Here is an 11,644-nt window from a genome sequence, read left to right as displayed (position 1 = left end):
GTGATGGAGGGCCCCCTGCACGACCTTGCCCATTGACTCTGCGGTTGCGGATCGGGGGCGGCGGCCGGAACCGTCGAAGACTTGCAGCAGCGCATCGCCGCCCTGGCTTCACCGGCGTTCCGGCCGAATGCGGACATTGTAGAAAAGGAAAATTTCCATGCCTGAGACCAAGCACCTGTTTGCCGCTCTGTCCTTTCCCACCGTTCCGGTCAACGGCACGGATGATGTCTATCCGGTACACCGGATTTTCTGCGTTGGCCGCAATTATGCTGAACATGCCAAGGAGATGGGCGTCGAAGTGGACCGGGAGGCGCCGTTCTATTTCCTCAAGAACCCGTTGTCGCTGGTCCAGTCCGGCGAGACGGTCGCCTATCCCTCAGGCACCGAAAACTATCATTATGAGATGGAATTCGTCGTCGCCGTCGGCAAGCCCTTGTTCAAGGCGTCGAAGGACGAGGCGGCCGACGCCGTGTTCGGCTATGCCTGCGGCCTCGACATGACGCGGCGCGACCTGCAGCTGAAGGCGCGCGGCTCCGGCCGTCCCTGGGATCTCGGCAAGGATTTCGAGCGCTCCGCGGTAATCGCTCCCATCGCCCCGGCGGCCGGCTTCGGCGCGGTCGGTTCCCAGCGCATCTGGCTCGACGTCGATGGCGTGCGGAAGCAGGACGCCCATCTTTCCGACCTGATCTGGAGCGTGACCGAGTTGCTCGCGCATCTTTCGCACTATTATCACCTCGCCCCCGGTGACCTCATCTATACTGGCACGCCGGCCGGCGTCGGCCCGGTGGTCCCGGGCCATGTGATCACCGGCGGCATTGATGGGCTCGATCCGGTCAAGCTGACGATCGGAGCTGCCGAATGATCCTCTACGGCTATTTCCGGTCCTCGGCCGCCTGGCGCTGCCGCATCGCCTTCAATCTCAAAGGGCTGGGCTACGAGTTCAGGCCCGTCCATCTGCGGCGCCGGGAGCAAAGGGCACCCGATTATCTGGCGCTCAACCCGCAGGGACTGGTGCCGACGCTGGTTGTCGGCGACCTGGTGCTCAATCAGTCGCTCGCCATCATCGAGTGGCTGGACGAGACCTTTCCCGATGTCCGGCTGATCCCCGAAGATCGCGCCCTCAGGGCCAAAGTGCGCGCCTTTGCGCTCGATATTTCGGCGGATATCCATCCGTTGCAGAATGTGCGGGTGCTGAATGACCTCGAACGGTGCTTTGGCGCCGACCAGACGGTCAAGGACGCCTGGTGCGGCGCATGGATCAGGCCGGGGCTGGAAGCCTGCGAGGCGCTCGCCCGTCGTCAGACTCATGGCGGCGCATTCACCTTCGGCGATACGCCCTCCCTCGCCGACATCTGCCTGATCCCGCAGCTTGCCTCGGCGGATCGGTTCCATGTGGACATTTCCGACCTGACGCGGCTCGCCGAAATCCGCGCCGCCTGCCAGGCGTTGCCGGCATTTGCGGAGGCCGTGCCCGGCCGCCAGCCGGACGCCGAAGACTGACAACCGCGGTCGCCGGCTGCGGCGACCGCTCGCCACCTGCACCAAGCCGCACCAATGCCGCCGGATACCGGACGGCAAACGCTGTTCCTACGGCCGTACACAAGATTGCGGCGCCAATTCTGGAGGACCCCGACGATGACTGAACAGCTCCCCATCCTGATCGCCGGCGGCGGCATCGGTGGCCTTTCCACCGCCATCGGCCTGGCCCAGCGCGGCCGGGGCTCGATCGTGCTCGAACGCGCCCAAAGGCTCGGCGAAATCGGCGCCGGCATCCAGCTCGGTCCCAATGCCTTTCATTGCTTCGATGCGCTCGGCATCGGCGAACAGGCCCGCGCCATGGCCGTCTATATCGACAGCCTGCGCTTCATGGATGCGATGACCGCGCAGGAGGTCGCCCGCATCCCGCTCGATGATGTTTTTCGCAGGCGCTATAATAATCCTTACGGAGTCATCCATCGCGGCGACCTGCACGGCGTCATTCTCAAGGCCTGCAGCGACAATCCCCTGGTTGAGCTTCGCACCAGTTCGGAAGTCGTCGATTATGAGCAGGACGAAAACACGGTGACGGCCATTCTCGCCAATGGCGAGCGGGTGCGGGGCCGGATGCTGGTGGGGGCCGATGGCCTGTGGTCGAATGTCCGCAAGCGCGTGGTCGGCAACGTCAAGCCGCGTGTTTCCGGTCATACCACCTATCGCTCGGTCATTCCGGCCGAAGCGATGCCCGAGGATCTGCGCTGGAATGCCGCCACCCTCTGGGCCGGGCCGAAATGCCATCTGGTCCATTATCCATTGTCGGGCTGGAAGCTCTTCAACCTCGTCGTCACCTATCACAACGACGCGCCGGAGCCGGTGGCCGGCCAGCCGGTCAGCCATGACGAGGTCCGGCGCGGCTTCACCCATATCCATGAAAAGGCACAGAAGATCATCGAGATCGGCAAGGACTGGAAGCTCTGGGTGCTGTGCGACCGGGAGCCGGTCGGCAAATGGCAGGACGGCCGGGTCGTCCTTTTGGGCGATGCCGCCCATCCCATGATGCAGTATTTCGCCCAGGGTGCGTGCATGGCGATGGAGGATGCCGTCTGCCTCGGCGTCGAGTTCGAAGCCGCCACCGGCGACGTCGCGCGCGCGATCGCGTCCTATGTCAGCAAGCGGCATCTCAGAACGGCCCGGGTGCAACTGCAGTCGCGCTGGATCGGCGAGCACATCTATCACCCGGCCGGCGCTCATGCCGAATTGCGCAATGCGATCATGCGCAACAAGACGCCTGAGGAATGGTACCAGAGCGTCGACTGGATCTACGGCGGTATGCAGAACAATGCCGGAGAAATGCACGGCGGAAATAAGCTGAAGGTGTAGGTCTCGTCCCGCAAGAGATGGCAAGCGGACGATGCCGTCCGGCTTGTTCGGCGGAAGCGGAGCGGGGGATCGCGCCGTCTTCCTCGCCCTGTTCGTGCTGGCGGCCTGCGTCGCAGGCCCGCCCCATCGCATCAAAAAACACCGTGCCCGCGACGGGGCCGATTGACTTCCAAATAATGTTATAGATAATAACAAAAAATGGAAATGCGAGAGGGGGAGGCCCATGGCTGATGCGGCGCCGGCTCAGGTAGCGAGCGCGTTCGGTGGGGCGCATCATCGCCTCACGGAAGGTCCCCTGGCGATTGCGCGGGACGGCGATATTCTCATCGTGGGTCTCGATCGGCAGGCCAAGCGCAATGCCATCAATGATTCCACCATCGAGGCGCTGGATGCGTGCTTCTCGTCCATTCCCGACGATGTGCGGGCGGTGGTGATCCGCGGCATCGGCCCCAATTTCTCCGCCGGGCTCGATCTTTCGGAAATCTCCGAACGGGACGTGACCGACGGTGTGTTCCACTCCCGTGCCTGGCACCGCTGCTTCGAGAAGATCGAGTTCGGCCGCGTGCCGGTGGTGGCGGTGCTCCAGGGCGCGGTCATCGGCGGCGGGTTGGAACTCGCCTGCGCCGCCCACATCCGCGTCGCCGAGCCTTCCGCCTTCTATGCCCTGCCCGAGGGGCAGCGCGGCATCTTCGTGGGCGGTGGCGGGTCGGTGCGGCTGCCCAAGCTCATCGGTGTCGCGCGCATGGCGGACATGATGCTGACCGGGCGCTCCTATTCGGCGGCGGAGGGCGTCAGCCTCGGCTTTTCGCAATATCTGGTGGGGGAGGGCGAGGGCTTCGCCCACGCGCTCGACCTCGCCCGTCGCATCTGCGGCAATGCCCCGCTCACCAATTTCGCCGTCATCCAGGCCCTGCCGCGCATTGCGGACAGCGATCCGCGCGTGGGCTATCTGATGGAATCCCTCGTTTCCGCCGTCGCCCAGGGCGATCGCGAAGCCAAGACCCGCGTGCGTGCCTTCCTTGAGAAGCGCGCCGCCAAGGTGACCCGCCCGGACTGATCCGGGCGGTCCAAGCATCACGCCGGATCAACCGGCAGGAGGGCCACGCCGGAGAACGGGCGGGGCCGAGGAAACGACGAGGCGTCGCGCCGCGAGGCGGCGACGGCCTGCGGGAGGGAATGATGCACGCCATGATTCCGTCGAGCGCACCCTTGCGCCTGTTCGGCAAGCTCGACCCAGTGGTGGAAACGCGGCCGGACGGGGTCATCGTGGTCCGTTCGGCCAAGCCTCTGCCCCATTACGCCGCCTCGCTGGTGGATCGGCTGGAGCATTGGGCCAAGGTGACGCCCGAGCGGGTGTTCCTCGCCGAGCGCCGGGCCGGCGGCGGCTGGCGCGAGCTGACCTACGGCGCCGCCTTCGAGCAGATCCTGCATATCGGTGCAGCACTGCTTGCCCGCGACCTGTCGGACGACGAGCCTGTGCTCATTCTCTCCGGCAATGGCATTGACCACGCCCTCCTCTCCCTCGCCGGCATGGCCGTGGGCGTGCCCACCTGCCCCATGTCGACGGCCTATTCGCTGGTGTCGCAGGACCTCGGCAAGCTCAGCTATGCCCTCGACCTGCTCACGCCGCGGCTCGTCTTTGCCGCCGAAGGCAAGGCCTATGCCCGGGCGCTGAAGAAGGTGAAGGAGCGTGGCGTCGAGATCGTCGTCTCCGACGACAGTGCGGAGGAACTGGGCGCAACCGCATTCGCCAGCCTGATGGAGCGCCCCATCTCCTCGGCGGTGGTCTCCGCGCGCACCCAGGTGGGGCCGGATTCCATCGCCAAATTCCTGCTCACCTCCGGGTCCACCGGCTATCCCAAGGCGGTCACCAACACCCATCGCATGATCTGCGCCAACCAGGTCATGCTGGCGGAAGCCATCGCCTTCCTGAAGGACGAGCCGCCGGTGCTGGTGGACTGGCTGCCCTGGGCCCACACCTTCGGCTCCAACCATAATTTCGGCATCGCTCTCTACAATGGCGGCACCCTTTACATCGACGCCGGCAAGCCCGTGCCGAACGGCCTCGACGCAACGGTGCGCAATCTGCGGGAGATCGCGCCCACCATCTATTTCAACGTGCCGAAAGGCTTCGAGGCGCTGTTGCCCCATCTCCAGGCCGACGAGGCGCTGCGGCTGAACTTCTTCTCCCGGCTCAAGCTGATGATGTATGCCGGGGCGGGGCTGGCGAAGCCCGTCTGGGATGCCTACCGCGACCTCTCCATCGAGACGGTGGGCCATCCCATCACCATGACCACGTCCCTCGGCGCCACCGAGACCGCCCCCGGCGCGCTCATCGGCGTGCGTGAGGTGGATCGTCCGGGCATCGTCGGCGTGCCCCATCGCGGCGTCGAGCTCAAGCTCGTGCCCAACGCCGGCAAGCTGGAGGCGCGCCTGCGCGGTCCCAACATCACGCCCGGCTACTGGCGCCGCCCGGACCTGACCCAGAGCGCCTTCGACGCCGAAGGCTTCTATCTGCTCGGCGACGCGCTGCGGCTTGCCGAGCCGAACAATTTCGCCGCGGGCTTCGAATTCGACGGGCGTGTCTCCGAGGACTTCAAGCTGGCCACCGGAACCTGGGTCAGTGTCGGACCCTTGCGCATGGACTTCATCGGCAAGCTCGATCCGCTGGTGAGGGATGCCGTGGTCACCGGCCACGACCGCGACGACATCGGCATGCTGGTGTTTCCCGAGGAGGGGGCGGTCCGCGCCCTCGTGCCCCATCTGCCCGGTCTTGCGCCCCTGTCCGAGGTGCTGAGTGATCCGGCGGTACATGACGCCTTCCGTGGGCGGCTTGCGGAGCTTGCCAGCCTCTCCACCGGATCCTCCACCCGCGTGATGCGCGTCGCTCTTCTGGCCGAGCCGCCCTCCATCGACCTTGGGGAATCCACCGACAAGGGGTCGTTGAACCAGCGTGCGGTGCTCGCCAACCGTGCCGGTGAGGTGGAGATCCTCTATTCGGCCGAGGGCGCGCCCAACGTGGTGAAACTTTAGAGCTGCCGCCGGCCGGCTGCGGCGCCCGCCGCTCCCGGCTAGAGCGCGATCCGATCAAATTGAGTCAATTTGATCGGTGAATCGCCCTCTCACTTAAGGATAGAGAACGCGTTATCCGATCTGCTTGCGATGCAAGCTGATCGGCGCGTGCTCTAGCCTCCCAATACCCTGACGATCTTGTGGGCGCACGGCTTGGCCGGCGCCCGATGGTCCGACGCATGTCGCAAGAAAGGCTGTTCCATGAGCACGGTTCCAGGCGCGGTCACGCTCAGTTTCGACGACGTATTTCTCGTGGACGGAGCCCGCACGCCGTTCGTGGACTATAATGGCGCCCTGTCCCAGGTCTCGCCCACCGACCTCGGCATCAAGGCCGGACGGGAGGCGCTGCGCCGCGCCGGCGTCGATCCGGCCGAGGTCGGCACGGTGGTGGCCGGCAACATGGCGCAGGCCAGCTTCGATGCCTATTTCCTGCCCCGCCACGTAGGGCTCTATTGCGGAGCGCGCACCGAGGTGCCGGCCCATCTGGTCCAGCGCATCTGCGGCACCGGGGTGGAGGTGATCGCCCAGGCCGCCGACGCCCTTTCCCAGAAGCGCGCGGAGGTGGGGCTGTGCGTCGGCACCGAATCCATGAGCCGCAATCCCGTGGCCGCCTACACCCATCGCGGCGGCTTTCGCATGGGCCAGGTGGAGTTCAAGGATTTTCTCTGGGAAAGCCTGCTCGACACCGATTGCGACACCACCATGGGCGGCACGGCGGAGAACCTCGCCCGGGATTTCCAGATCACCCGCGAAGAGGTGGACGCCTTCGCCGCCCGCTCCTTCGAGCGCGCGCTCTCTGCCCGCGCCTCGGGCTTCTTCGACGGCGAGATCGTGGCCGTGACCGACGAGACCTTCGAGGCGGAGGGCCTGAAGCCCCGCGCCATCAAGCTGAAGGCCAAGGGCGAGGTGGTGAAGGAGGACAGCCATGTGCGGCCCTCGCCCCTGGAGGTGCTGGCGAAGATCCGTCCGGCCTTCGGCGGGGTGCAGACCGGCGGCAATTCCTCCGCCGTGGTGGATGGGGCGGCAAGCGTGGTGCTCGCCTCCGGCGGCTGGCTGAAGGCGAAGGGCAGGGCGCCGCTCGCCCGCATCGTCGCCAGCGCCGCCGTGGGGGTGCCGCCGCACATCATGGGGATCGGCCCGGTGCCGGCCATCCGGGCGGTTTGCGCCCAGGCGGGCATCGCCGTCGCCGACGTGGACCGCATCGAGATCAACGAGGCGTTCGGCGCCCAGATCATGGCCTGCGCCCGTGAGCTCGACCTCGACGCGGACCGGCTGAACGTGAACGGCGGCGCCATCGCCATCGGCCATCCGCTTGGCGCCACCGGCGTTCGGCTCGCCCTCACCGTGTCGCGCGAACTGAAGCGGTCGGGCCTGCGCTACGGCATCGCCTCGGCCTGCATCGGGGGCGGGCAGGGCATCGCCATGCTGGTTGAAAACCCTGAAGTCGCCTGAGCGGACGCGGGAGCAACAGATGAAATTCGAACAGACGGCCGCCATCGTCACCGGCGGCGGCTCCGGCCTCGGCCGTGCCACCGCGCAGGCGCTGGCGGCGCGTGGCGCCAGAGTGGCGGTGCTGGACCTTAATGCCGACGCGGCGCGACAGGTGGCCTGTGCCATCGGCGGCGTCGCCGCGCCCTGCGACGTGGCCGATCCCGCCTCGGCAGAGGCCGCGCTTGCGGTCGCTGCGGCAGCCCACGGGCCGGCCCGCATCCTGGTCAATTGCGCGGGAATCGGCAATGCGAAGCGCGTGGTGGGCAAGGATGGCCCGCAGCCTTTGGCCGATTTCGAAAAAGTGGTGCGGGTCAATCTCCTCGGCACCTTCAACATGCTGCGCCTGGCCGCCGCCGCCATGGCGAGGCTCGACCCGCTGGAAGATGGCGAGCGCGGCGTCGTCGTCTCCACCGCATCGGTGGCGGCGTTCGAGGGGCAGGTGGGGCAGGCGGCCTATGCCGCCTCCAAGGCCGGGATCGTCGGCATGACGCTGCCCATCGCCCGCGAGCTGGCCGCCTTCGGCATCCGGGTGAACGTCATCGCGCCGGGCCTGTTCGCAACGCCGCTGCTGAAGACCCTGCCCGAAGAGGTGCAGCGGGCGCTGGGCGCCTCCATCCCGTTCCCCTCCCGCCTCGGCGAAGCCGCGGAGTTCGCCGCCCTCGCCGTGCATATGGTGGAGAACACGTTCCTCAACGGCGAGACCGTGCGCCTCGACGGCGCGCTGCGCCTGCCGCCCCGCTGAAGGAGGAAGCCATGCTGGTGAACCGCCGGACCGTGCGCATCGAATGGGGGGATTGCGACGCCGCCAACATCGTCTTCTACCCGCGCTACTTCGCCATGTTCGACGCCTCCACCCACGCCTTGTTCGAGAAGGCGGGCTGGCTGAAGCGGGACCTCATCCGGCAGTTCGACATCGTCGGCTACCCCATGGTGGATACGCGGGCGAAATTCATGGTGCCGTCCTCCTTCGGCGACGACATCATCATCGAGACCACCATCAGCGCCATCCGCACCTCCAGCTTCGACGTGCTGCACAAGGTGCTGAAGCCGGTGCCGGAAGGCGAGGTGCTCGCCATCGAGGGCTATGAGACCCGCGTCTGGGTCGGTCCGCATCCCGACGATCCCAAGCGACTGAAATCCCGCCCGATCCCGCAGGAGGTGATCCGGCGGCTCTCGGAAGGCTGAGCGGCAACCAATCCTTTGGCCGGAGCACCACCGCAAAGCGGGGCGGCCGGGGCAAATCAAACAGGGGAGGAGACGAGAATGACCTATGCCTTTCGGCGTCCGCTCGCAGGTGCGGCGCTGCTTCTTGCCCTCGGGAGCACGAACGCCCTGGCGGATGATGTGGTGCGCATCGGCGCCTCCATTTCCACCACCGGGCAGGGCGCGGCCCTCGGCATCCCGGAGAAGAACACCCTCGACGTGGTGCCCAGGGAGATCGCCGGGCTGAAGCTGGACATCATCCCGCTCGACGATGCGGGGGACCCCACGGTCGCCACCACCAATGCCCGGCGCCTCGCCACCGAGGACAAGGTGGACGTGCTCGTCGGCTCGGCGGTGACGCCCGCCACCCTGGCCGTCGCCAACGTGGCGGCGGAAGCGCAGGTGCCGCATTTCGCGCTCAGCCCCATTCCCTTCCAGCCCGGCAAGGAGAAATGGAGCTTCGCCATGCCCCAGCCCGTGTCCCTGATGGCCAAGGGCCTCTATGAGGACATGCTGAAGCGCAAGGTGAAGCGGGTGGCGCTCATCGGCTTTTCCGACAGCTGGGGCGACCTCTGGGTGAAGGAGTTCAAGGCCAACGGGGAGCCGCTGGGCCTGTCCATGGTGGCCGACGAGCGCTTCGCGCGCGCCGACACCTCCGTGGCCGGGCAGACGCTGAAGCTCCTCGCCCAGAAGCCGGATGCGGTGCTGGTCGCCGCCTCCGGCACGGCCGCGGCCCTGCCGGTCATCGCGCTGCGCGAACGCGGCTACAAGGGCCCCATCTACCAGACCCACGGGGCGGTGACGCGCGACTTCATCCGCATCGCCGGCAAGAGCGCGGAAGGCGTGATCTTCACCTCGGGTCCGGTGGTGGCCGCCGCCGAGCAGCCGGAGGCAAGTGCCACCAAGGCTCCGGGCATCGCCTATACCAAGGCCTATGAGGCCAAGTTCGGCGAGGGCAGCGTCACCCAGTTCGGCGCCCATATGTACGACGTGTTCCAACTGCTGGAGCGGGTGCTGCCGGTGGCGCTCAAGACCGCCCGGCCGGGCACGCCCGAATTCCGCGCCGCCCTGCGCGATGCGCTGGAGAGCGAGAAGGAACTGAAGGCAAGCCAGGGCGTCTACAATTACACCCCCACCAACCATTATGGCGTGGACGACCGCGCCCGCATCCTGATCACGGTCAAGGACGGCAAGTGGGTTCTGGTCGAGTGAGGAGGGGGTCGCGCGCTCCTCGATGAGGTCCATGAAAAAGGGCTCCCGGAGGCGATCCGGGAGCCCTTTCCATTTGCTCGGGCCGTGTCAGCCGACGCCGGCGAGGGCGCGGTAGTCGGCGGGATCGCGGCGGGTGGAGAGGACCTGCCCGGCAAGGCCCACGGCCTCGGCGGCGATGTCTTCCGCATAGATGCGCGCAAGGCGGGTCCAGTCGGCTTGCCTTGTCCCCGCCGCCGCGGCGCCGCGCGACAGCAGCGCGCCGCCCAAAGCGAGGCCGAACAGGCGCAGATAGGTCTGCGCCACCAGCAGCTTTGCAGCCTCGCCGGTGGCGGGGGACAGCAGGTGGGCGGTGGCGGCTTCGAGCGCGGTGAGCGCATCGGCCAGGATCGCCGCCGAGGGGCCGACCCGGTTCTCGGCCCGTGCCACGTCCGCCCGGCATTCGGCGATGAGGCGCGCCACCTCGGCGCCGCCCTCGCGGACGATCTTGCGCATCACCAGGTCAATGGCCTGGATGGCGTTGGTGCCCTCATAGATGGGCGCAATGCGGATGTCGCGCAGGAGCTGGGCGGCGCCGGTCTCCTCCACGAATCCCATGCCGCCATGGACCTGGATGCCGAGAGAGGCCACCTCGCAGCCGATGTCGGTGCAGAATGCCTTCACCACCGGCGTGAGCAGGCTGGCGCGCGCATCGCCGGAGGCTCCGCCGTCGATGGCGGCGGCCGCCGCATAGGCGATGGCCCGGGCCGCGGTGGTCAGCGCCTTCATGCGGGCGAGGGTCTTGGCGAGGTCGGGATGGGCGGCGATGGGCGCCGCACCGTCGAAGCCGGAGGCGCGCCCCTGCCGGCGGTCCAGCGCATAGGCGGCGGCCTTCTGCGTCGCCTTCTCCGCCATGGCGACGCCCTGGAGGCCGGTGGCGAGGCGGGCCTTGTTCATCATGGTGAACATGCAGGCGAGGCCCTTGTTCTCCTCCCCCACCAGCCAGCCGATGGCGCCGCCGCCATCGCCGAACACCATGGTGCAGGTGGGCGAGCCGCGAATGCCGAGCTTGTGCTCGATGCCGGCGCAGCGCAGGTCGTTTTCCGCCCCCAGCGTCCCATCCGCCGCCACGAAGCGCTGCGGCACCAGGAACAGGGAGATGCCCTTTACCCCGGCCGGAGCATCGGGCAGGCGGGCCAGCACCAGATGGATGATGTTCTCCGCGAGGTCGTGGGCGCCGAAGGTGATGAAGATCTTCGAGCCGGTGATGCGGTGGCGCCCGTCACCGAGGGGTTCGGCGCGGGTCCGCAGGAGGCCGAGGTCCGAGCCCGCCTGCGGCTCGGTGAGGTTCATGGTGCCGGTCCATTCGCCCGAGACGAGCCTGGGCAGATAGAGCGCCTTCAATGCCTCCGAGGCGTGGGCCTCGATGGCGTCCGCCGCGCCCTGCGACAGCACCGGCAGGGTGGAAAGCGCCATGCAGGACGAGGTGAACATCTCCATGGCGGCGGTGCCCACCGATACGGGAAGGCCGGAGCCGCCGTATGCCTCCGGCTGGGCCACCGCATTCCAGCCGCCGGCGATCCAGTCCGCATAGGCCTCCCTGAAGCCGGGCGGGGTGGTGACGCGGCCGTCTTCCCAGCGCGCGCCCACAAGGTCGGAGGTGCGGTCGAGGGGGGCGATGCGCTCGGCGCAGAAGCGGCCCGCCTCTTCCAGGATGGCGGCCAGTTCCTCCGCCGGCAGGGGTGGCGGGCTGCCGGGCGGCACCGCGACCTGGGCCAGCGTGAACAGGATCTCGTCGATCGGCGGACGATAGGTCATGGCGCCCTCGGGGTAT

Annotated in this window: 10 protein-coding genes; 9 read left to right on the top strand and 1 reads right to left on the bottom strand. The window is 67.5% G+C overall.

From position 1 onward, the window contains the following. Positions 1–157 precede the first annotated feature (157 nt). The 9 genes from ACI7BZ_RS20695 (at position 158) to ACI7BZ_RS20655 (ending at position 9,834) form a co-directional block, all read left to right on the top strand. The gene (locus ACI7BZ_RS20695; RefSeq protein ID WP_414119011.1) at positions 158–862 is read left to right on the top strand and encodes a fumarylacetoacetate hydrolase family protein; all 705 of its coding nucleotides are present in this window, start codon (positions 158–160) and stop codon (positions 860–862) included. Beyond that, positions 859–1,500: a maleylacetoacetate isomerase gene (gene maiA / locus ACI7BZ_RS20690; RefSeq protein ID WP_414119010.1), complete on the top strand. Its 642-nt coding sequence runs from the start codon at positions 859–861 to the stop codon at positions 1,498–1,500. Before ACI7BZ_RS20695 ends, maiA begins: the two co-directional genes overlap by 4 nt. Positions 1,501–1,635: 135 nt before the next feature. Beyond that, positions 1,636–2,856: a 3-hydroxybenzoate 6-monooxygenase gene (locus ACI7BZ_RS20685; protein WP_414119009.1), complete on the top strand. Its 1,221-nt coding sequence runs from the start codon at positions 1,636–1,638 to the stop codon at positions 2,854–2,856. 223 nt (positions 2,857–3,079) lie between these two features. After that, a complete protein-coding gene (locus tag ACI7BZ_RS20680) occupies positions 3,080–3,913 on the top strand; it encodes a crotonase/enoyl-CoA hydratase family protein (RefSeq protein WP_414119008.1) in 834 nt (277 codons plus the stop codon). Positions 3,914–4,035: 122 nt separating this feature from the next. Next, positions 4,036–5,889: a feruloyl-CoA synthase gene (locus ACI7BZ_RS20675; RefSeq protein WP_414119007.1), complete on the top strand. Its 1,854-nt coding sequence runs from the start codon at positions 4,036–4,038 to the stop codon at positions 5,887–5,889. 240 nt (positions 5,890–6,129) lie between these two features. Beyond that, entirely contained in the window at positions 6,130–7,380 is a 1,251-nt protein-coding gene (locus ACI7BZ_RS20670) for a thiolase family protein (protein WP_414119006.1), read from the top strand. Between the two features lie 19 nt (positions 7,381–7,399). Beyond that, the gene (locus ACI7BZ_RS20665) at positions 7,400–8,161 is read left to right on the top strand and encodes an SDR family NAD(P)-dependent oxidoreductase (RefSeq protein WP_414119005.1); all 762 of its coding nucleotides are present in this window, start codon (positions 7,400–7,402) and stop codon (positions 8,159–8,161) included. 11 nt (positions 8,162–8,172) lie between these two features. After that, positions 8,173–8,604, top strand: a complete 432-nt coding sequence (locus ACI7BZ_RS20660; protein WP_414119004.1) for an acyl-CoA thioesterase — start codon at positions 8,173–8,175, stop codon at positions 8,602–8,604. 78 nt (positions 8,605–8,682) lie between these two features. Beyond that, positions 8,683–9,834 (top strand): ABC transporter substrate-binding protein, encoded by a 1,152-nt coding sequence (locus ACI7BZ_RS20655; protein ID WP_414119003.1) that lies wholly within the window; start codon positions 8,683–8,685, stop codon positions 9,832–9,834. An 87-nt stretch (positions 9,835–9,921) separates the two neighbouring features. Here the strand turns inward: ACI7BZ_RS20655 and ACI7BZ_RS20650 are convergent, their stop codons facing one another. Next, a complete protein-coding gene (locus tag ACI7BZ_RS20650; RefSeq protein ID WP_414119002.1) occupies positions 9,922–11,628 on the bottom strand; it encodes an acyl-CoA dehydrogenase family protein in 1,707 nt (568 codons plus the stop codon). Positions 11,629–11,644 lie beyond the last annotated feature (16 nt).

This window comes from Xanthobacter sp. AM11 (assembly GCF_047444035.1).
In the GTDB taxonomy this organism is placed as follows: Bacteria; Pseudomonadota; Alphaproteobacteria; order Rhizobiales; family Xanthobacteraceae; genus Xanthobacter.
Note: the sequence above shows the minus strand (reverse complement) of the source record. Positions and strands in the feature narration are given on the sequence as shown.